This window comes from Alteromonas sp. McT4-15 (genome assembly GCF_020515205.1).
In the GTDB taxonomy this organism is placed as follows: domain Bacteria; phylum Pseudomonadota; class Gammaproteobacteria; order Enterobacterales; family Alteromonadaceae; genus Alteromonas.
In genome coordinates, this window is sequence record NZ_JAJALG010000025.1 from 22,430 (window position 1) to 44,965 (window position 22,536).

General features: G+C 45.0%; 18 protein-coding genes. 9 read left to right on the plus strand and 9 right to left on the minus strand.

What is annotated here, in order from left to right; all coding sequences use genetic code 11:
* Position 1: 1 nt before the first annotated feature.
* Together LHL20_RS15375 and LHL20_RS15380 are read left to right on the plus strand one after the other, a co-directional pair.
* Complete coding sequence (locus LHL20_RS15375) at positions 2–850, plus strand: hypothetical protein (RefSeq protein WP_226433924.1); 849 nt, start codon at positions 2–4, stop codon at positions 848–850.
* Positions 851–1,013: 163 nt separating this feature from the next.
* Positions 1,014–1,601, plus strand: a complete 588-nt coding sequence (locus LHL20_RS15380) for a hypothetical protein (RefSeq protein ID WP_159627383.1) — start codon at positions 1,014–1,016, stop codon at positions 1,599–1,601.
* 39 nt (positions 1,602–1,640) lie between these two features.
* Here the strand turns inward: LHL20_RS15380 and LHL20_RS15385 are convergent, their stop codons facing one another.
* Both LHL20_RS15385 and LHL20_RS15390 read right to left on the minus strand, forming a co-directional pair.
* Positions 1,641–3,551, minus strand: a complete 1,911-nt coding sequence (locus tag LHL20_RS15385; protein ID WP_226433925.1) for a methyl-accepting chemotaxis protein — start codon at positions 3,549–3,551, stop codon at positions 1,641–1,643.
* A 305-nt stretch (positions 3,552–3,856) separates the two neighbouring features.
* On the minus strand, positions 3,857–6,040 hold the full coding sequence (locus LHL20_RS15390) for a M3 family metallopeptidase (RefSeq protein WP_226433926.1): 2,184 nt from the start codon (positions 6,038–6,040) through the stop codon (positions 3,857–3,859).
* 320 nt (positions 6,041–6,360) lie between these two features.
* Between LHL20_RS15390 and LHL20_RS15395 the strand changes: the two genes are divergently transcribed.
* Entirely contained in the window at positions 6,361–6,879 is a 519-nt protein-coding gene (locus tag LHL20_RS15395; RefSeq protein ID WP_159627380.1) for a YgjV family protein, read from the plus strand.
* Between the two features lie 5 nt (positions 6,880–6,884).
* On the opposite strand, the gene LHL20_RS15400 is transcribed toward LHL20_RS15395, so the two are convergent.
* The 3 genes from LHL20_RS15400 to thpR form a co-directional block, all read right to left on the minus strand.
* The gene (locus LHL20_RS15400) at positions 6,885–7,115 is read right to left on the minus strand and encodes a hypothetical protein (protein WP_226433927.1); all 231 of its coding nucleotides are present in this window, start codon (positions 7,113–7,115) and stop codon (positions 6,885–6,887) included.
* Between the two features lie 87 nt (positions 7,116–7,202).
* Positions 7,203–8,057 (minus strand): formyltetrahydrofolate deformylase, encoded by an 855-nt coding sequence (gene purU / locus LHL20_RS15405; protein WP_226433928.1) that lies wholly within the window; start codon positions 8,055–8,057, stop codon positions 7,203–7,205.
* A gap of 120 nt (positions 8,058–8,177) precedes the next feature.
* A complete protein-coding gene (gene thpR / locus LHL20_RS15410; RefSeq protein ID WP_226433929.1) occupies positions 8,178–8,828 on the minus strand; it encodes an RNA 2',3'-cyclic phosphodiesterase in 651 nt (216 codons plus the stop codon).
* Between the two features lie 99 nt (positions 8,829–8,927).
* Here thpR and hrpB point away from each other — a divergent pair, with 99 nt between their 5' ends.
* Complete coding sequence (gene hrpB, locus LHL20_RS15415) at positions 8,928–11,534, plus strand: ATP-dependent helicase HrpB (protein ID WP_226433930.1); 2,607 nt, start codon at positions 8,928–8,930, stop codon at positions 11,532–11,534.
* 22 nt (positions 11,535–11,556) lie between these two features.
* On the opposite strand, the gene LHL20_RS15420 is transcribed toward hrpB, so the two are convergent.
* The gene (locus LHL20_RS15420; RefSeq protein ID WP_226433931.1) at positions 11,557–12,831 is read right to left on the minus strand and encodes a lytic murein transglycosylase; all 1,275 of its coding nucleotides are present in this window, start codon (positions 12,829–12,831) and stop codon (positions 11,557–11,559) included.
* A 338-nt stretch (positions 12,832–13,169) separates the two neighbouring features.
* On the opposite strand from LHL20_RS15420, the gene mrcB reads away from it, so the two are divergent.
* Positions 13,170–15,428, plus strand: coding sequence for a penicillin-binding protein 1B (mrcB, locus tag LHL20_RS15425; protein WP_264180958.1), 2,259 nt, complete (start codon positions 13,170–13,172; stop codon positions 15,426–15,428).
* Between the two features lie 280 nt (positions 15,429–15,708).
* Here the strand turns inward: mrcB and LHL20_RS15430 are convergent, their stop codons facing one another.
* Together LHL20_RS15430 and LHL20_RS15435 are read right to left on the minus strand one after the other, a co-directional pair.
* A complete protein-coding gene (locus tag LHL20_RS15430) occupies positions 15,709–15,987 on the minus strand; it encodes a hypothetical protein (protein ID WP_159627373.1) in 279 nt (92 codons plus the stop codon).
* A 403-nt stretch (positions 15,988–16,390) separates the two neighbouring features.
* The gene (locus LHL20_RS15435; protein WP_226433932.1) at positions 16,391–17,305 is read right to left on the minus strand and encodes a DUF808 domain-containing protein; all 915 of its coding nucleotides are present in this window, start codon (positions 17,303–17,305) and stop codon (positions 16,391–16,393) included.
* 146 nt (positions 17,306–17,451) lie between these two features.
* Between LHL20_RS15435 and LHL20_RS15440 the strand changes: the two genes are divergently transcribed.
* Both LHL20_RS15440 and LHL20_RS15445 read left to right on the plus strand, forming a co-directional pair.
* Positions 17,452–18,171, plus strand: coding sequence for a helix-turn-helix domain-containing protein (locus LHL20_RS15440; RefSeq protein WP_226433933.1), 720 nt, complete (start codon positions 17,452–17,454; stop codon positions 18,169–18,171).
* A gap of 76 nt (positions 18,172–18,247) precedes the next feature.
* Positions 18,248–19,801, plus strand: coding sequence for a substrate-binding periplasmic protein (locus LHL20_RS15445; protein ID WP_226433934.1), 1,554 nt, complete (start codon positions 18,248–18,250; stop codon positions 19,799–19,801).
* A gap of 4 nt (positions 19,802–19,805) precedes the next feature.
* Here the strand turns inward: LHL20_RS15445 and LHL20_RS15450 are convergent, their stop codons facing one another.
* Positions 19,806–20,597: a hypothetical protein gene (locus LHL20_RS15450; RefSeq protein WP_226433935.1), complete on the minus strand. Its 792-nt coding sequence runs from the start codon at positions 20,595–20,597 to the stop codon at positions 19,806–19,808.
* A gap of 279 nt (positions 20,598–20,876) precedes the next feature.
* Between LHL20_RS15450 and glnK the strand changes: the two genes are divergently transcribed.
* Positions 20,877–21,215 carry a P-II family nitrogen regulator gene (glnK, locus tag LHL20_RS15455; RefSeq protein WP_012516988.1) on the plus strand — a complete coding sequence of 113 codons (339 nt, stop codon included), beginning with the start codon at positions 20,877–20,879 and terminating at the stop codon, positions 21,213–21,215.
* Positions 21,216–21,247: 32 nt separating this feature from the next.
* Positions 21,248–22,495, plus strand: a complete 1,248-nt coding sequence (locus tag LHL20_RS15460) for an ammonium transporter (RefSeq protein WP_226433936.1) — start codon at positions 21,248–21,250, stop codon at positions 22,493–22,495.
* Positions 22,496–22,536 lie beyond the last annotated feature (41 nt).

The following is a 22,536-nucleotide window of genomic DNA, read 5'->3' on the forward strand; positions in this document are numbered from 1 at the left end:
GTTGAATACGCACATTCGCTACTGTTTTGTCGTCACTTTATTTTTTACAATTGCGGCGTGTGCTATCCACTATCCACAGCCGTCTGCCGAATTGAAAATAGAAAACAGTGTTGTACTGCCACTCGTACTCGCTGAAACCTCTGGTTTATATTGTGAAGATGAGGTGCTTTATTCGTTAAATGACTCTGGTAACGCCCCTGTGGTGTTTTCGATTTCCCGCGCTGGTAGCGTAAATAGTGAAACTAGTTTGGCGCTCACTAACCGCGACTGGGAAGCTATTTCTGCAGACGAAAAAGCTTACTATATTGCTGATGTTGGCAATAATAAAGGGCGTAGAGCGACAGTAAGTATTTACAAAGTAAGCCGTAGCGACGTGAACGACTTTAGTGAACTCACACTTCAATACGCTAACAACGATCCTTCCGCTAATATGCCCTATGCCCACGATTACGATGCAGAAGCAATGGTAAAGGGGCCAGAGGGCTTATTGTTATTTTCGAAAAGCTGGCGCACCGGTGTAGCCCATGTTTATCGTATCAACGAAGGTGAATCGTCGCAGATATTAAGCCCCATTGCCGATATTGAAGGTCTGCCAGGTGTAATAACGGGTGCTGATTTTGATAAAAAGCGTAATTTGTATGTTTTTACAGGATACAAATCAGACCCCTTCGGGAATTTTTCTGCTTTTCTAGCTCAAGTATCAACGACATTTTCGGTAATTAATGTGTGGCCACTTAAGTCTTATAAGCAAGTAGAAGGCGTGTGTGTCGACTCATCTGGAGACTACTGGTTCAGTGAAGAAGCGACAGAAGGGCGACAAGCAACGCTTAATCGTGCGGTAGTGCATTGAATTAACGTCAACAAAAGCGACGTACATTACACGCACTCACGGGGTTAGTTATCACAATTAGTCTATTAGTAAAATGGCTAATACCCAACCAATACATTTCCTGTCTATACTGAAATTGTGAAGAGAGAAAGTTGTTTTCGATCACAGTGAAGAGGCAGCGAATATGCGTCGTATTATCAAGCCACTTTTAGCAGTATGTGTGTGTCCCTGTCTGTTAGTATCAACAGTGGCGAGCGCTTCTGCGGTCGAAAAAGCCGAACGTTGGATAAATCAATATACCTCTGACGACAACGCGTTTTCTGTTTCACTTACCAAAAACAAAATCCAATTTAAAGGCTGTAAGCAGAAGCAATATCAACTTGCTCTAAGTCAGCAAATTTCACCTCAGTTCAATGTAGAAGCGGTAGTGCACTATAACAAAGGGCTTTTGGATTACGGTGTCTTGTCACAGCGGGTGAGAAGTCATGAGTTTGAATTGGTCAGCTGGTGGGATAAGGGCGATTACCGTGTGGGATTGAGTCACAAAGTACGTCCTCGCCATGAAATGCGAATTCCAGTGGCTGATACAATACAACTTCCCACAAGCAGAACAGCAGGCATATATGTCGAAGTGCCATTTAAAGAAGATTCTCACCTTCTGACCATTGGCGCATTACAAGAATCGTGGGAAGCTGATGGTGCTTCCCTTACCCTACCTTGGCGAACTAGTCGCGACAACCAAGTGAAAGTGCAATACGCCTTTACCTTCTAGGTGCCAGCGCATGCGTGTCAATGTAAACGAGTACCGCAACTAGAGTTTAAAGCGACTGACTTCTGTCGATAACTCTTGGGCTAGCTCATCAAGCTTGTCACTAACACTCACCAATACCTGAGTGGCATTTAGTGTTTCTTCACTTGATGCACTGATGTCGTTAATATTTCGGCTTATATCTTCGACCACGGTGGCCTGCTCTTCAGTTGCGGTTGCTACCTGAGTATTAACATCATTGATGTGCGCAATTTCATCGGCAATATCTTGTAAAAGTTTGTCAATTTCATCGGTAGCAGATACCACATCCTCGGTACGTTCTCTGCTTGATTCCATTTGCAAAACCGCTGATTTTGAGTCTTGTTGAAACTTATCAATTTTTACCTGAATTTCATCAGTCGCACTGGCAGCGCGTTGCGCCAAAGTACGCACTTCGTCTGCGACGACAGAGAATCCTCTACCGTGATCGCCCGCGCGTGCTGCTTCAATCGCGGCATTAAGTGCCAGTAAGTTGGTTTGCTCTGAAATGCCTCTAATGGTATCCAAAATGCCGCCAATGGCTGCAGTGTGTTCATCGAGCGATTGAATAACACCTGATACATCTTGAATCTGTTGAGACAACCCCTTAATTGCATGAACAGCACGCTGAGTAACTTGTCTGCCATGAGCCGAGTTGGTAGTTGCTGTATTTGCGTTTTGCGCTGCTTGCGTTGCCGAGTGGGCTACTTCGTTAACAGTGCTTCCCATCTCGGTAAGCGCGGCGGCTGCTTGTAAAGTTTGGTCGCGTTGGCTTTTAGTCGAAAGCTCAGTTTGCTGTGACTGCTTAGCGACATCTTCTGCAGATGTTTTCAATGCATGACTAGTTTTGGCAACTTGAGAAATGGTGCCATGCAAGTGATCGATGAAGTTATTAAAGCCCTCGACCAACCGAGCAATCTCTTTTTGTTCAGGCATTGGGATACGCGAGCGCAGGTCACCTTGACCACGGCCGAGCTGCTGAAATACGTCAGCGAGCGACTCTAGAGGCTTAGTTAAACTGCCTGCGAGCCAAATACCGATAAACGTAAACGCACCCGCAATCGCTAATGCCCACAAAATGATTTGGCGGCTGCCTGCGTTGATTGATGCGTAGAGCTCGCTTTCAGGTACCTGTGCAATTACATACCAACCCGCTTTCTCGACATAGGTGCTCGCAAATAAGAGCGTACCTTCATCGTGCTCACTGGTTGTCATGGCAAAACGTTGCTTGGTTAGCAGCTTACTTGCCGCTTGGGAGTCGCTCACAGAGGATAATTTTGCTTTACCCAATAGGTTAGTGTCTGGATGCGCAATGATAGTGCCGCTACCGTCAACAAGATAAACAAAGCCTGTTTCAGCAATTTTTACGGCATTGATAATATCGAGTAATTCGTCTACAGATTTTGCAACACCCGACATCCCTCGACCGTTGACTTGCTGATAGTTTGCAAAAAGTCTGTAGCCTTGGCCGGGCTCATTGTAAAGGCTTAGTGATACAGGTTGACCAGAGTCTTTATAGGCAAAAAACCACCCATCAAACTCATCATTTTTAAGCTCACGTAAAAAGCCGTCTTGGTTCCAATATTTGTAAGTGTTTCTGTCTACAAATGAGGCCACGGTTAATTCGTTGAATGCGACTATATTATTGAGATAGCTGACTAATCTGTTTTCGCCGGCATTGTCTGCGCCAGCAGCAGACCATGCAAGTATATCTGGGTTTGACGCGACGCTATGGGCAACAGTAAGCATAACACTGGCCTCGCGATCAACGCGGTTGCCAATTTGTTGCAGTAGTGACGGTAATTGGTTTTGCTCTACGTTCTCTTTTACAAGGTCACGCGCAATCCATTGACTTATAGAGCCTACTAGTACAGCTGCTGCTAAAACTGCAACAACCAATGAGATGATAAGTTTTTGTTTTATACTGAAAGTCATGACTTTCGACCACGTTAGTTAATGCTGAAAAATGACGTGGCATTGCAGGCACCGCAACGTCCAAGGAATATCTAGCAAACGCTAGAAAATAACCACGTACTGTTATAATTATAGTTGTGTACAGTGATTTATATCGGCATGGTGACAATAAAAGTTAATCTTTTACGATTTTTGAACAGCACTCATGAAGACACGCGATAATTGTGCTTCAAAACTGACCAGTGGGTCAATAAAAAAGCCACTCAATAGAGTGGCTCTCAATAGAGTGGCTCTCACAGAGTGGCTCTTTTAGGACGTTAAGCTGACTACTCGCTATCTTTAGGTAGCGGGAAGCCACGGTCTCGCATTAGTGCGTCCACCTTGGCATCTCTGCCGCGGAACTTTTGATACGCCTCAGCGGGGTCCATCGCGTTGCGTACCGAGAATAGGTACTTAACCAATCTATCACCGACTTCTTTATCATAAAAACCACCGGGGGCTTCCATAAATGCTTCTGCGGCATCAGCGGTAAGCACTTCTGCCCACATGTAGCCATAGTATGCAGCTGCATAGCCCTCACCAGAGAAGACGTGACCAAAATGTGGAGAACGATGACGCATCACAATTTCTTCTGGCATATTTAGCTTCTTAAGCTCTTCACGCTCAAATGTGTCAGGCTCAATCTTACTCGGATCAGTCGTGTGATATTTAAGATCCATGATGGCAGAGGCCATGTATTCCGTTGTTTTAAAGCCTTCGTTGAAGGTTGCAGCCTTCTTAATTTTCTCAACAAGAGAAGCCGGAATTGGCTCGCCAGTTTCGTGGTGAACCAAGAATTGGTTAATCACTTCATCGGTCGTTAACCAGCGCTCAAGCAACTGTGATTGGAATTCTGTGTAATCGCGAACACCAGAGTGAGATGAAGGATATTCAACATCTGACGATAAGAAGTGCAATGCATGCCCAAACTCATGAAAATATGTTTCGGCATCGTCCCACGAAATTAGGGTTGCTTCGCCTTCTGCACCTTTCACAAAGTTAGAGTTATTTGAAGACAGTACGGTTTTCTTACCATCAAATGTGGTGTAAGAGCGATATGTCGTTGCCCATGCGCCAGAGCGCTTGCCTTTGCGAGAAAACGGATCGAGATACCACAAGCCAATGTGCTCACCACTGTCTTTATCTGTCACTTCCCACACTTTAACATCGTCGTGGAAGACCGGCACTTTACCTTCTTCAACAGGTGTAAAGTTGAAATTAAATAGGCGTCCAGCCACGTAAAACATTGCTTCACGCAATTTATCTAGCTGAAGGTACTGCTTGACTTCATTTGAGTCTAAATCGTATTTCGCTTGGCGCACTTTCTCTGCATAAAAGCGGTAGTCCCACGGTGCGATGGTGATGTCTGCGCCTTCCTCGTCAGCAATTGCCTGCATATCTGCCACTTCTTCTTCAACACGGGCAATAGCTGCAGGCCATACTTTCATCATCAAATCCATGGCGTTATCTGGGTTTTTCGCCATGCGATCTTCTAAGCGCCATTGTGCATAATTCTCATAGCCCAATAGCTCAACGCGTTCGTCTCGAAGCGTAAGTATACGTTTGATAATTTCGTTGTTATCGAAGTCATCAGCATTGTCACCACGGTTATAGTAGGTGCGCCATACTTTTTCGCGTAACTCACGATTTGTAGAGTACGTTAGGAATGGATCCATCGAAGAACGGGTATTGGTAATGGCGTACTTATCAGCCTCACCACGCGCTTCTGCTGCCGCTTTGGCAGCCTTAACGAAAGAGGCAGGCAATCCATCGAGCTGCGCTTCAGTAATGTAGGTGACATAGTTTTCTTCATCGGCAAGAATATTGTTTGAGAACTTCGTGTGAAGTGTCGCTAGCTCTTGGTTGATTTCTGCATAACGTTTTTTAGCGTCGCCATCTAGGGTTGCACCATTACGCGCAAAATTGTTGTAAGTCATCCACGTAATACGCTGTTCTTCTGGCGTTAGTGTTTTCAACGCATCAGACTCATATACCGCTCTTACACGCGCAAATAGTTTTTCATTTTGCGTAATTTGAGTGAAAAACGCAGAAAGCTTAGGTGACATTTCAGCTTGAATTTCACGAAATTCCGCGCTTGATTTGTTAGCACTCCAAATGCCGTAGTAAGTAAAAACGCGACTGAGCTCAGCACCAGCGCGCTCCATTTCCACAATTACATTCTCGAAAGTAGGGGGCGCTTCATTGTTCGCAATAGCTTCAATTTCTTCTAAATTGAGTGCCATGGCTTTTTCAAGTGCTGGTTTTAGATCTTCAAGTTTCATTTTATCGAAAGCAGGTACCCCACCATATGGGCCTTTAAACTCTTGAAGTAAAACATTATCAAATTGTGCTTGTTCTGTGCTTGCAGCGCTTGGCGCTTCTGTGCTGGTACTTTCTGGCGCTTGTTGTGAGCATGCGCCCAATGCAATCACTACCGCGATAGCAGTAAGCGATGTTTTAAATTTACCCATGGATATTCCTGTCTTTTGTTATGGTTTTGTACTTACGCTGTCGAACTATGCAGTACGTTATTTCGCGTTACATCGCTAAAAACGTATTGCATAGCACAACAGGTTCACTTCATCTTAAGACAATGTAAATACAAGTTAAATGTCCTTTAACGTAATTCCCTGCAACATAACGGTTTAAGTACGTTGTCGTTGTGCCATGTAATTCGTCGAAATACGCTAAATTTTTATTGGCTTTACGCTGTACGGAATTTACACTGCGCGCGTTTTTTGGTTTACCACTTCTGTGGTAATGGGTTGTTAGCCAATTTAAGTGACACACAATGTTCGAATTACTATTGCACACTTTTCCTGTTGCTTTTGCTCTCGCCTCGTTTTGGTCTAATACCGAACGTAAATTACTGCTATTAAATCTTGGGTTATGTGTCGCAATCGGATCTTTATTGGTTTTCGAGCAAGCGTGGGGTGGCGCTATTGTGATTACCGTAGCAGGGCTAAGCACCAGCTATCGTCTAATTAAACAAAAGTTACTATCGCCACTTGCAACTTACGTTACGCTAATCTCAATGATGTGTATCGTGCTCACGGTGAACAACCTAACAGGAAAGACATCTTTTATTGAAACGATGCCGGTATTCACTTTTATGGCATATCGTTTCGGTGAGCTTCACTGCAAAGAAGCAGGGCTTCGCGTTTGTATGATTGTCGGCTCGTTAAACTTCACAATTTACGGCATTATCACTCAAACATGGGGGCTGGCTATTACAGAAGCACTTTTTGCTGCCTCTAATATGTGGTACTACCTACGACTTAGAAAAGCGATACGCGTAAGTGCTGTGTAGTAGCGCTAGTGCTTTTTAGAATGCGTACGTAAACGATTTTCACGCGTAACGAAAAGAAAGGTTAAGTACATTTTTGTAGGCAGCGACATGGCAAGTCCAATGGCCATGCAGAACGCACCAAGATAAATGCCCTTAACCCCTATTTTTTCAGGAATGCCGGAATAGCTGATGATGTAGTGCCCCAGTATAAAAAGCAAAACACCACTGACCATTATCCATTTCAACACTTTTATCATGACCGTTCATTGTTTAACTACCCATACTGCTAGCTTACAAAACTCCATTGCTTTGGGTATTGATTGAGGTCATGAGTTAGTACATCGTTATGCAAATACGACTGTTTTATTGCGATGAATAATCACACGGTCTTCTAAATGGTAGCGCACGCCGTGCGCAAGTGCGGTAACTTCACAATCCTTACCTTTTCTCACCATGTCTTGTGCGCTGTCGCTATGGCTGATGCGTTTGACGCTTTGTTCGATGATTGGGCCTTCGTCGAGGTCTTTTGTCACGTAGTGACAAGTTGCACCAATTAATTTTACACCCCGGTCGTACGCTTGCTGATAAGGCTTGGCGCCGGCAAAGCTAGGTAGAAAACTATGGTGAATGTTAATGGCTTTACCTTGCAGTTCTTGGCATAGCGTGTCGGGTAAAATCTGCATAAAACGGGCAAGCACCGTTAAATCAATTTTGTACTCTCGCAACAAGGTAGCGATCTGCGCAAACGCCGCTTCTTTACCCAACGCTTTAAAGTCAACCCAGTGGAAAGGTACTTTGTACCAATCTGCAAACTGTTTCATTTGGGGATGGTTAGCGATGATGACAGGAATATCACAATGCAGCTCACCAGTATGCCAGCGGTGAAGCAGGTCAACTAAACAGTGAGACTCAAGACTTGCTAATAACGCAACGCGCTGCTTTTTGTTTGAGTCGCTCAGTTTCCAATTCATTTGATATTCGTTGGCAAGCGGGGTGAACTCTTTAACAAAGCTGTGATGATCTAACTTTAGCGAGTCTGTGCTAATTTCATGGCGCATGAAAAAGCGACCGGTTTGTAAATCGGTATGGTGGCTGGCTTCAACAATGGTGGCGTTATGGTCAGCGAGAAACTGAGATACGCTGGCAACTAGCCCGATTTGGTCGGGGCAGTCGATGACTAATCTAAATGTTTGTTGCATGGATATTTGCAAAAATTCTAAAAACAGGCCCCCTTTTTACCGCTTAGCACTGATGAAGTAAACCGCAATGGTCATACAGTACCAGCTTAAATTTGAATAACTCATAATGAATGTCGTCCTTTATTCGTCTGTTATTCCTCTGCGTAGCTTTTCACGTACCGACATAGTGTGCTTTAGTGCCCAAGAATGGCGTATGGGGTAGGTTACGCCTTGTGGGGTTGAGAGTGACTCGAACAAATGAAAAGCAGAAGCATGAACATCAACACTTGGACTATACAGTGGCAGCGGGAGTGCGTTTGTTGCCTTTCGCACCAGTGTGACGTGGGGTTTGTATTCTCTACTTTCTACCTCTATTGCAGCGCTGCGTGCCGCTTTTCGGGTGTATCTCGCCAATTCCATTAGTGCTTTGGGCGGTGAGGATGGGGCACTAAATAGAATCTTGGGACCGTTCCACAGACCTGTGACATCTAAGGTAAGCGAAAACGGCTCGCTAACAATATTATCAAGTTCGTAAACTAACGCCTCGTGTTGGCGATGGGTTATGTCGCCCAAAAAGCATAATGTGATGTGGTAATTTGCTGCCGGAACTGCATAAGGCTGTGACAAGCCATGTTTATTTGATGCAACACCACTGATGTCACTGCGCTTATTTTTACGAGAAATCTCAACGCGCTTGTCGCGCGGCATGACTTCAGGTAATGCTTTTTGTCGCCAACTATCAAGCACAAGCTTTTCGGTTGTACTTAAATCTAACCCTATAAAACAACGCATAATGTTACCTCGTTATTTTTAATCAGTGTGAAGGAAAACGTGATGAGCAAAAAACAGGTACAATAGCATTACGTAGTTTATATCACCTTTATTTTCTTTATGTTACAGCCGCTTTCACATTTGCCCGCTTACGAATTAGTTACACCACTTATACAGGCTATTTCAGCGCGTAATGTCATTATTGGAGCACCGCCCGGAGCAGGTAAATCTACCGTTCTGCCTTTAGCGCTATTACAAGCGTGCACTGAGGGAAAAGTACTGCTTATGCAACCTCGCCGAGTTGTAGTAAGAAATTTAGCAGATTACTTGGCGAAGCTGTTAGGTGAGCCTGTAGGCAAAACAGTCGGTTATCGCATTAAAGGGGAAACAAAGGTATCTCGTGATACAAAACTTGAGATCATTACCGAAGGCATTCTTTCTCGCATGATCCAGCAAGACCCCGAATTAGAGGGCACAGCCATTATTGTTTTCGATGAGTTTCACGAGCGCAGTATTCACAGTGATTTTGGGCTCGCGCTGGCATTGGAGGTGCAAGCTGGACTACGCGATGACTTACGCCTGGTAATCATGTCGGCAACACTTGATGTCGACCCGTTAAGCAATCTACTGAAAACACACAGCGACTGTGAAGTAGAGACACTTTTTACACAAGGACGTACTTTTCCCGTAGATGTTCGCTATACCAAAGATAGTCTAGCAAGTGATGTTGTACCGCGCGTTACAGACGCCGTGAAACACGCGGTAGAGGCCCACGACGGTGATATTCTTGTATTTTTACCCGGGCGAGCAAGTATCAATGCCGTGGCAAGAAATTTATCTGCGTTTATCGAACAAAGAGATATCGCACTGCATTGCCTTTATGGTGCGCTAAGTAAAGAGGCGCAGCATGCAGCGATTGCGCCTGATATACAAAAACGACGTAAAATCATTTTGTCGACCAATATTGCCGAAACCAGCTTAACAATTGAAGGGGTACGTGTTGTTATAGACAGTTTGTGGGAAAACAGCGCGCAATATCATGTTGCAAGCGACATCACAGAACTCGCTTGGCAACGCATATCGCAAGCATCTGCTATTCAGCGAATGGGGCGGGCGGGGCGCGTAAGTGAGGGAATCTGTTATAGGTTATGCAGCAAAGATAGTTTCGAGCGTTTAGCCAAGTTTAGTGCAGCGCAAATCGAAAAAGAGGATATCAGTAGCTTTTTACTTGATACTTATGCATGGGGAAGTACGCCTGATACATTGGCACTTCTCACTACGCCTTCACTTGCACAAATCAATGGCGCACAAGCAAAACTCACTCGCATAAAAGCATTAGAGCACAATAATCTTATAACGCAGTACGGAAGAAGGCTTGCGCAACTGCCGTGCCAACCTCATTTGGCGCATTTACTGCTGACTTGTTACCACGGTATTGAAGGACTGGATACACCAACCAATGTCTTGTTGAAACACGCCGCGCCATTTGTGGTCGCGTTAAGTGAAAATACTGCGGGACTAGCTCAAAACAGCGATTTACACGACGCATTACTTTCAGCAAGTTCAAATACACGCAGTCAGCTACTAAATCAAGCTAAGCGCTATGCAAAATACGTTGGTATTGAAGCGTCACAATTAAACATTGAGGCGATAGATTCAGACGCGCTTGGACTGTGTATCGCTATCGCATTTCCGCTGCAAGTAGGCTACTTGCGAAGCGCCAACGACGGACGGGCTGGCTCAACCAATGTGCTAGAGTACAAACTGGCCAGTGGCAAAGGTGCACGATTGCAAAACACCAAAGGCGTGTTAAACGATAAAACGCGAAACGGCGTTAATAATGCACAGTGGGTTGCTGTGTTGGAAGGTCAATTGCTTGGCAGTATGGTTGCAATTCGCTTAGCGCAAGCGGTGCCAGAGGCGTGGTTGAGAGTGGCATTTGAAGACGCATTTAGTGAAAAGCGCAGTGTTCGACTGAATGCTGAAACGGGGCAAATGGAAGCGCGAGTCACACAAGGATTTTATGAAATTACTCTCAATAGCTTACCCGTATCGGGTCAAGAGAAAGCGGAAAATAGCGCTTTTTGGCGTGATGCGTTGGTCGATGCGTGGATTGATTATCTCGAAAAGCTTGCAATAGAGGACTGGCCGTTAAAAGAAGAAGATTGGCAATGGTGGCATCGAGTAGCACTCGCTGGCGAGCTAAATCTGCCCCAGAGCGATGCGTACGATGGTAATACAGCATGGCCGCGTTATTTAGGGGCGTTGGTTCACAATGCTAAAGATGTTTTACAAGACGCGCTAGCACAGTGTCATTCAATTAAGGCATTGGAAAAGCTGCCATGGAAAGCAACGCTAAATAACGGATTGTCATGGCCGCAGCAAAACGCATTAGCGAAACAGCTGCCGACAACTGTCACTATTCCAACGGGGCGCAGTGCGCCGCTTTGCTATCATAAAAGTGGTGATGTGGTCTTGTCTGTTAAAATGCCGGAGATGTATTCACAAACCGCACCCATCATGTTGGCGGATGGCCGAGTTACCGTTATCTGTGAGCTATTATCACCTGCAGGAAGACCACTTCAGACAACCAGCGATTTAGGACTATTCTGGCAAGGAAGCTACAAAGAGATTCAAAAAGAGATGAAGGGGCGCTACCCCAAGCATTTCTGGCCGGACGATCCGGCCAATGCTGTGCCAACCAACAAAACTAAAAAACATATGTAGAGTTTCGTTTTATCGGTCCTTTTTATGAGGCTTTTTCATTGTTCTTTGCTTTGTCGCGTTCAAGCGTAACATCAAGCGCGGCCATGACGTTGAGACCTGGGAAGCCGTCAGCAATCATGTTGTTGGCAATTTGATAATTGCGAATGCCTTCACGGGTGGCGGGGCCGATAATACCGTCGGGCTTACCAACATCAAAGCCTAGCGCATTGAGTTTACTCTGTAGCGCGATAATGTCTTTACGGCTGTAAGCAGGCAAATCTGGTAGGTCAGCTTTAATACCTGACGCGCCAGCTATTCTATCGGCAAGCACACCAACGGCAATGGCGTAGAATTCAGAATTATTCCAACGCATGATCACGCGAAAGTTCTTATATGCAATAAACGCGGGTCCCTCGTGGCCCGCAGGAACAATCACATAGGCGTTGGTATCGCCTTCTCCCAACTCACTGCCATCTGCCTTTTGTATGCCTTGCGAGTGCCAGTCAGAAAGTGGTCTGCGATTCTTGTAGCCAGATTGCTGATAGTCAAAGTCTTTGGGGAGTCTAACTTCGCGTCCCCATCTGTAACCGGCTTCCCAACCTAAATTTGACAAAAAGTTTGCTGCTGAGGACAGCGCGTCTTCTTCACTTGCCCACAAGTTAATTTGTCCGTCACCGTCGCCATCAATGGCATAGTTAGTGTAAGCAGAAGGCATAAACTGCGTATGACCCATCGCACCCGCCCACGAGCCGACCATCTCCTCTCTAGTGAGCTGCTCACGTTCAAAAAGCTTAACGGCAACGAGAAACTCTTGTGTAAAATAGGTGCTTCGGCGTTTGTCACAGGCAAGGGTGGCTAGAGAATCAAGAACAGGCATTTTGCCTTTATAGCTGCCAAAGTTAGTTTCTAGACCCCAAAACGCAAGTAAATAGTGAGGCGGCACGCCGTACTTATCGCTTAGCTTATGCAGTAACGCTTTGTGCTTGGCATACATCTCTTTACCTTTGTTGGTACGCCAATCGGTCACTCGCTTACTGAAGTAGCCTGGAAATGTTTGTACAAATTCGGGCTGACTGCGATCCAGCTCAATAACACGATCTTGATGGACAAGGTGGGGAAAGATTGCGTCGATAGTCGTTTGGCTAACCCCGTCTTTTGCCGCTTTGTCTGCAAGTGCAGCTGTACATGTGGAAAACTGTTCATTGGCCAACGCAGTGTTAAGCGACATGCAGCTGACTAACAGTGCAATCGATGTGCGCAGCTTGCGACGAGAATGCAAAAGTCGAGAAGAAAAAGAAGACTGAAAAATTGAGCGCATAGTACCATTCCTGTGTTGCGTTATAGCATGCTATCGCATTGTGACTGTTAAACGCGAGTAAAATTCACTTGTGCTTTTAAAAGCGATGACGCGTATACATTGGTTGTTTCGTTTTATTGAAAGGCTCATAGCAAAAAGTTGTTGCTGGTGGGTCACAATGGTAATGTTATACAGACATTCTTCTTCGCGCTTAATTCGCAAGTATAGCGATAGCATTCACAATCTCTTCATGGCGTTTTCTTGTGGCAAAAAAACAATCTACTCGTACTTCATCAGCTAAAAAATCTTCAACGGAAAAAGAAACGAAGCGTTCGCCCAAGCGTCGCTGGTTATTTACGCTGTTTTGGCGTTTATGCCTTGTGGTTTTGGTTGTAGTGGGCGCTTACGCGTTTTATCTAGATGCCCAAATCAAGCATTCATTTTCGGGTAATAAATGGGAGGTTCCTGCCCAAATATTTGCTCGTCCATTAGCGATAAGTAAAGGCGAAGAAATTACACCTCAAGAAGTTATCGATGAGCTTGAGTTGCTTGGCTATCGCAAGGTTGCATTTGCCAATAGCAGCGGTGAGTACAGTTATCAAAATAAGGTGCTTAATGTGCAGCGCCGAGCGTTTCAATTTCCCGACGGCGCAGAGCCGTTACGTCATCTAGTCGTTACATGGAGTGGGGCGCGTATTGGGGAAATTTATGATAAATCACAAGACAGGCCTTTTGGAACAGTAAGGCTTGAGCCTTGGCTAGTCACGCGTATGACCAGTGGCTCGCACGAAGATAGAATGCTGGTTACCCTCGACACTATCCCAGACATGCTACCGAAAGCCCTTACGCTTGTGGAAGATAGAAATTTCTATAATCACCATGGCGTTGCGCCGCTTTCTATTTTGCGAGCATTAATGGCAAACATTGCTGCGGGGCGCACGGTACAAGGCGGCAGTACACTCACCCAGCAGCTAGTGAAGAATATGTTCTTAACGCGGGAGCGCTCAATTGTGCGAAAGGCCAAAGAAGCGTTAATGGCGGTGATCATAGATGCACGTTACAGTAAGTCAGAAATTATCGAAGCCTACCTCAACGAAGTTTTTTTAGGGCAAAATGGCGACATGGCTGTACATGGATTCGGGTTGGCGAGTTACTTCTACTTTGACCGTCCAGCTAACGAGCTCAGTGTGCCAGAAATTGCAACTTTGGTTGCGATTATCAAAGGGCCTTCTTATTACAATCCACGTAAGTACGCTGAGCGCGCCAAAGAGCGTCGTGACCTAGTATTGAGAATGCTATTTGATGAAAATGAAATAAATCGGCAGCAGTACGAGCAGTACATTAATATGCCGCTTGGATTGGCAAGTGGCGCAAGCTTAGCAAGCGGAAAACATCCAGCATTTATGGAGCAGGTGCGCCGTGAACTCAACGACATTCTGGCTGAGCCTAGTTTGCGAGATTCAGGTGTGAAAGTGTTTACGACCTTGGACATTGTTGCTCAGCGTCGTGCAGAGAAGTCGCTGGCCGGAACACTCAATGGCTTGCAAAAAGACAGAAAAGTTGAGTTACAAGGGGCTATGGTGGTGACCGATAGCGCCAGTGGTGAAGTTCGCGCTATCGTTGGCGGAAAAGACTTTGAATTTAAAGGCTTCAACCGCGCCCTTGAGGCAAAGCGACCTATTGGTTCATTAATTAAGCCAGCCGTTTACTTGACTGCACTGGAAGATCCGACGCAATTTAATCTGGCAACGCCCCTCGCTGATGAGCCTATTACCCTTGAAAGCAAAAATGGCCAACAATGGTCGCCACAAAATTACGACAAAACGTTTAGAGGGCAAGTGCCATTACTTCAAGGGCTAACTGAGTCGCTGAACATTCCAACGGTGAATTTGGGTATGCAAGTAGGGCTTGATGCCATTGCAGATACCATCGAGCGCTTAGGAGTCACCGCGCCATCAGAGCGAGTTCCTTCGTTAACCCTTGGCGCATTTGAACTTACACCGTTTGCCACTAACCAAATGTATCAAACATTGTCTAATGATGGTCGTTACATCCCGTTGCATACCGTGACATCGGTAGTGACAGCAGAAAATGCGCTGTTGTGGAAGAAAGCCGAGTATTATTCGCAGCGCACCGATGAAGCCGCAACGTATCTTCTGAACTATGCGTTGTACAAAGTCACAACTGACGGCACCGCAAAGCGTGTAGGCGCTAACTTTGGCAACATCAACATGGCTGGCAAAACGGGGACTACGGACGACTATCGCGATAGTTGGTTTAGTGGTTTCGATAGAAATAATGTTGTCACGGTTTGGGTAGGTAACGACGATAACCAGCCTGTGAATCTTACGGGGGCTGGTGGAGCATTACCGGTATTTATCAATTATATGCGCTCTCAATCTCCCAAGTCGCTTTCCCGCAGATTCCCAGAAGGACTTGGTATTGCTCACTTTGATGCGCGCAGTGGCGCGGTAGTCGTGGCTGGCTGTGCGGGTAGCTTAAGTGTGCCTGCGATATTAGATGTATTACCGCCACCGCAACAAGACTGTTCTGGCCGTCCGGTTAAAGATAAGGATACTAAGAAAGAAAAAAGTTGGTGGGAACGGATCTTCGGATAAAAAAAAGCCCCAGTAAGAAGATAGAAAACACAATCACTTGGCTTTAGTGGATTACTCGGTGCTTTCTATCTCCCTCTGGAGCACAGGCCCAGGGAAGGCAAAGGGAACAAATCGTTATCGGTCTGGCATCTTTTTCATCGATATCCGTTTAAGGCGTTTTCAGTGCCCTTTTTGCAAAAACAGTCGTGCTGTCGAAAACAAAAGGGCGCTAACCATAAAGGCGATAAAGGGGCCAAGTACCAACATAAATAATGTACTGGCGGTTAACATGGCAAATTCCTTATGCGTCGTTGTCGTTTACGCTAATAGGCTCAATTGGTGTAATGGTAATCTCAGCCACTAAGGTATTTTCTTCACTTACCTCTGGCTCAAATTTGTGACTTGCAGTAAGCACGTCATAGGTCACACCTAGTTCCATATTTTGCTTAACATCCATAACTGCACTTTCTACCATGTAGTCGGTGTAGCTTGTTAAGTTATCTTCGTGAGCAAAAGCAGCTGCACTCATTACGCTAGTGGCTAAAGTCAATGCAGTGAAAAGTTTGCGAGCGGTAAACATAATAATCTCCAAAATAAAAAGTTAGACACTGCACTGAAACATACTGCGTGGCAGCTATCGTATTGCAAAGGTTTCGATATTAAGTCGTTATCAATTAACAATTAGTTTATTGCGAGGGATGTGCCAATTTTTAAAATTCAATTAACTGACTGATAAATATGGTTTTATTTTTTAAATGAAAATTTATGTGATAGTTAGACGAAAGGCTAAAGACTAAAATTTAGTTATTTTGAAAAAGAGTTGGTCAAAACGGCTAAGTGGAAAGAAAGTATGAGTATTTGACCTTAAAGTAGGTAGGTGTATTGATAGGATATACAGGGGAGATTACATGGATAATTAGGGGGAATGGCGTCGCGATTACAACGCCATCATAGCAACTTAGGCCAGTTGCTTAGCTTAACTGCTAGCGTTTCACTTTACTTGCAAGAGCAACAAAAAGGGTGATGATCGTACCTGCGACTATGCCCGTTATGCCGTCAGCTGCAATAGACATAACTAACGACATAGAGGGCGCAAGGCCGACAAACCAGTCAGTTATATAGTGCAAAAAGCCAATACTATGGGTCAGTATGCCTCCACCAACTAAAAACATAGCGACGGTACCGACAACTGCGAGGGTCTTCATAAGTGCTGGTGCAGTTACAAGTAATGCCCGTCCAATAAAACGTTGCACACCATTCATTTTTCCTGTGAGTGATTTGCGCAACATATATAGGCCCACATCATCCATCTTAACCAGCCCTGCAACCAATCCGTAAACGCCAAGCGTAATCGCTAAACTTAACGCAATAAGTACCCCAATTTGGGTCGTTAAACTGGCATCGCTGACCGTACCAAGGGCGATAACAATAATTTCTGCTGACAAGATGAAATCTGTACGTATGGCGCCTTTTATTTTTTCTTTTTCAAACGCTACCATGTCAACATCTTCATGGGTGAGCGCCTCAATTCTTGCTTCGCGGTGTTTGACTTCTTCTTCGTGAGGGAGATATTTATGCAGCAATTTTTCAGCGCCTTCAAAGCACAAATAAAGGCCACCCAGGACTAATAAGACGGTGATCAATGAGGGAACGAAAGTGCTGATGGCAAGTGCGGCAGGCACGAGTATCGCTTTATTCAGTAACGAGCCTTTGGCAACTGCCCATACTACGGGAAGTTCTCTATCTGCTTTCACGCCTTGTACTTGATCAGCATTAACGGCGAGATCATCACCTAATACACCAGCAGTTTTCTGTGCGGCAACTTTCGACATAGTGGCAATGTCGTCCATTAACGTAGCAATATCATCTAATAGCGCGAGTAAATTGGCTGCGGCCACGGTAGTTTTCCTTGTGTCTTTATTATGTCTAAAGCATACGCTTTGCCGCTCGTCGTTGGCAACAGACATTTGATATTTGCACTGGCTATGTCTTATTGCGAAACTGCACAACATCTACATTGTTTGCAATAGCGCGTAACCTTGCCATGCCTGAACACACCATTCCATCATTGTCTATTCGCTCGTACACCAAAACCATGCATAGTCATTCTCATGAATATTATCAGTTGGTGTTACCAATAAATGGTCACATCGAGATTGGCTTAGATAATTTTGATGGGAAAGTCGGGGTAGGTGAAGGAGTATGCATCGCGCCTAACGAAGTACATACTTTTCGAGCCAATGAGCTGTGCAAATTTGTTGTTGCAGATTTACATCGCGTGCCTGACGGTTTTAAGGACAATCTGCAGCCTATTTTTCAAGTTAATGCGCCGTTTCAAGCGTTTTTGAACTTTGTCGATATTCAGCTCAACCATTTTACAGACGATGCAAGGCACGAAGTCATTGCTCTATTTTATGCTTTGCTTAGCACATCTCAAAAAGGCGCAAATACGGATAAGCGCATAGTTCCTGTATTAAGCCACATCCATCAAGATCTCACACATAAACACGACTTAAAAACCTTAGCCGACATCGCGTGTATGGGAGAAACGCAATTTAAGGTGCGCTTCAAGCAAACAACGGGATTGAGCTTACGCAATTACTTAGTAAAAACGAAGATGGAAAAAGCGAAAGCCTTATTAAGCAATACTGATACCCCTATATTAACGGTGGCACTGAGCGTGGGGTATGACGATGTTACGTCGTTTACGCGTCGCTTCAAAGCCTACTTTGGCCAGCCGCCAGGTTATTATAAGCGCTCATAACTTCTCTATACCGTTTGTTTTTCGTTTACTATTTAGTCTACTATGGCACCAGTTTATTCAAGGAGAGATTGTATTGGTGGTTCGTTGGTTAGTGTTAAGTAGCTTGTTGTTAGTGAATCTGTCTATGGCTAATACTAACGCTGAAGAGTCCCTTGTTGTTCTTTCAGGCAACACACCTGTTTTTAGCGAGTTCCAAGAAGACGGTACGGTTGAAGGGTATTCTGTCGACTACGCGCGCGCTATTCTCACTGCCGCAGGCATTGATGCTGAAGTAACGCCATTGCCCTTCGCTCGTTTGATTGAGCGAATGAAACTAGGAGAGCGTGTCGTCGCAACGGGGATAGGGCGTACCGCCGAGCGAGAAAATAAGTTCTACTGGCTGGCCCCTCTTACGGCAAATGTTATCGGTATTTACGGCGCAAAACCTATCAATTTAACTGCGTTGGCCAGTCAAAATAAAACCCTTCTTGTTTCTGTTATGCGTGGTGATTATCGAGCCCAGTTGGGGCGCGAATATGCACAATTTGAGATGGTCGAATACGACACTTGGACACAAGCCATTGATGCAGTACTGACAGGGCATGTTGATGCCGTGTTTTTCTCTGAATTTGGCATGGATGTCATTTGTAAGCAGAACGGCCTTGACTGCACATCACTATCAAGGCAGCACACCCATGATATTCAATACAGCTATATTGCAATGCCAAAGACAAAAGCGAATAAGGCAATGGCAGATAGACTGACCAAAACGGCACGCGTTTTTGCTCAAACACCAGCTTTCGATGAACTCGTTCAACGTTGGCTGCCAAAACTGACAACAATATCCGCAGACGCTAATGAAATTGAAGGTGTGATTGCGTTAGGTAGAATTGAAAAAGATGAAAGTAATGTTTCGCACCTCTGGGTTATAACGAACTTAGAACCTTTGTTTAGCGAGAGAGGGCCGCGCGGTAAATTAAAAGGTTACGCTATTGAATTGGTGCAAAATATATTGCAGCAAGCCAACTTGCCGACTGAGATCTTAACGGCGCCTTGGCAGAGAATTTTTGTAGAAAGTTCGATGAAACCCGATGTTCTCGTTTTTTCTTTAGCGAGAACGCCTGAGCGCGAAGAAGCGTTTTATTGGATTACCCCTATCACAGAAAATGCCTATTCCATGTTTGTACGGGCAGATTATCAAGGAGATGCGACTTCTTTAGAAGACTTGCCTAAAGGCAGTCGCATTGCTGTGTTAAAGGGAGACTTTCGTCAAGAGCTTGTAAAAGCGGCTGGTCACATAGATGTGACAGAGGATTCCTGGGACAAGGTGGTAATGCAACTCACCAATGGTGGCGCGGACTATCTGTTTTTATCTGACGGTGGCGCAAACATTATTTGCGATGGGCTCAATGGTGCCTGTGAAGGTTTCAAAAAGTTATTTACTTATCAAAAAGCAACAACGTATTTAGCGATGTCGAAAAAAGGCACTAATCAAGCGTTGGTTAACAAACTTAAGTTTGCCGCGGATAACTTTAAACAATCTGACGAATACAGAGCCCTTTATTCAAAGTGGCTTGAAGCATATTCAAAGAAAACGTCACTCAACATGTTTGAACAAGACGGCGTAATTGTTCTGGGGCAATTGGAGTAAATGATTAACGCCCCTCATTGGGACGTTTTTTAATCCGAGCGTCAATAAACCTATTAGGATCACCCAAATTGGTGCATTGAAGCGTACCGCCAGTTATACCGCTAAGTACAGCCAACGTTTTAGCCGCGCTGCTGGTACAATCTACCCGTTTTACAGGACGCGGCGGCATAGCCTGCTCGTCATTATCCTTTCTGGGATCAACAATCGTAGGGTGCGTTTTATTGTGCTGATACTCTCGGGCAGCATCGACAGCTTCTTGAGCAAGTTGATCATTATTGTAGGCATCAAAATATTGTGAAGCTGCCTCTTTGGCTGAAAAGTTGAACTGTCCTGCGCGTTGATTAGCATTTGACGATGATGTCTCAGGCAAACTTGTTGTAGGCGCATTAGTTTGTGGTTCTGTATTTGTTTTGGGTTTTGTTACAGGTTCTTGTTTTTCTTCAATAAGGTTTGATTGTGTGGGCTCTTTTATTTCCGGAACTGGCACGTCTGTATCATCAACTTTTAACGGTTTTGGCATCGATGACGCTTCTTTTTCTTGTACCTTAGTGTCTAAAGGCGGTGCTGTTTTTCTTGGGATATACAGCACCGCATTTATCGGCTGAGCGTTTACCTCTTTACTGACCTGCTCGCGCCTTTTTTCAAGTGAGTATTGCGACAGCACGATGACTAAAGCAAACCCTAAAACATGCACACACGATGACACAAAAAGCGACTTCCACGTTGCTTTTTTAGCCGTGTTGCGGACTTCCATATCGCGCTCTGGCGCAAAAAAAATATCAGTGATCGTCGTCATAGTACATAACTGACATCAGCGGCAAACAAATAGTTCCCGCCTACACTCGTCTTACTTATTAGTACGCTTATCCCACTTCTCTTACTTCGCGCATCATCGTTGGGCAAATACGCTTGTGTGCACAGATATGGTGCAATGTTTTTTCTGATAGAACGCATGAGTATGATTATCTATATGATTTATATGAATAATTATTTATGGCATGGCTCTTGGTTTAGCTTAGCAACAACAAGAAACACGCGAATAGCACAAATAACCAAAATAAACTGGGAGCATCTCATGAAACTAGTCACAGCTATCATCAAGCCGTTCAAGCTAGATGATGTTCGTGAAGCCATTTCAGAAATCGGTATCGACGGTTTAACCGTGACTGAAGTGAAAGGCTTTGGACGTCAAAAGGGACACACAGAACTATACCGCGGAGCGGAGTATCAGGTGGATTTTCTACCTAAAGTCAAACTGGAAATTGCAGTTCAGGACGACCAAGTAGAGCGCCTGGTTGAAGCCATTGTTGGCGCAGCCAAAACAGGCAAAATTGGTGACGGCAAGGTATTTGTTTACGACCTTGAACACGCCGTTCGTATTCGAACTGGTGAGTCGGATAGCGACGCGCTGTAAGCCACAACGAAGAATTTGCGGAGAACACAATAATGGAAATCACTTTTGAACTTGGGTATGCGCTAGATACCTTTTACTTTCTAATTTGCGGTGCGCTAGTCATGTGGATGGCTGCGGGCTTTGCTATGCTTGAAGCAGGTTTGGTTCGAGCGAAAAACACCACTGAAATTCTAACTAAAAACGTTGCACTATTTGCTATCGCTTGCACCATGTACATGGTTTGTGGCTACGGCATCATGTACGGTGGCGGCGACTGGGGTCCTTTCCTAAGCGGCATCATGGGTGACGGCGCAACGGGTGTTGCTGAAGACCCAGCAACCTATGCACCTTCTGCCGACTTTTTCTTCCAAGTAGTATTTGTTGCAACGGCAATGTCTATTGTATCGGGCGCAGTTGCTGAGCGTATGAAGCTTTGGGCATTCCTAGCGTTTGCGGTAGTCATGACAGGTTTCATCTACCCAATGGAAGGCGCTTGGACATGGGGCGGCGAAGCCGTATTTGGTATGTATACACTTGGCGACCTAGGTTTCTCTGACTTTGCAGGTTCAGGTATTGTTCACATGGCAGGTGCTGCGGCAGCATTAGCAGGTGTGCTTGTACTTGGTGCACGTAAAGGTAAATACACTGCAGATGGCAAAGTAAATGCTATCCCAGGTGCTAACCTTCCGCTAGCTACTCTAGGTACATTTATTCTTTGGATGGGTTGGTTTGGTTTTAACGGTGGTTCTGTACTTGCTACAGCGACTGTTGAAAGTGCAAACTCAGTAGCCATTGTATTTATGAACACTAACGCAGCTGCTGCGGGTGGTTCAATTGCAGCGTTAATTGTAGCGCGTATCTTATTCGGAAAAGCAGACCTTACTATGGTGCTTAACGGTGCGTTGGCGGGTCTTGTAGCAATTACTGCAGAGCCTTCTACACCGACGCCACTAGAGGCAACACTATTCGGTGGTCTTGGTGGTATCCTTGTAGTACTAAGCATTGTTGGTCTTGATAAGCTTAAGATTGATGATCCAGTAGGTGCAATCTCTGTTCACGGTGTAGTAGGTCTGCTTGGTCTTATCCTTGTACCTTTCACTAATGACGGTTCAAGCATCACAGGTCAGCTTATTGGTGCAGCGACAATCTTTGTTTGGGTATTCGTAGTAAGTCTAGTGGTATGGCTAGTGCTGAAAGCGGTTATGGGTATCCGTGTAAGCGAAGAAGAAGAATTCGACGGTGTAGATATGAGCGAGTGTGGTTTGGAAGCATACCCAGACTTTACAAGCAGCCGTTCGTAAGTAAGTTACGATTAGGCAACACGACAACAACAATAATAATG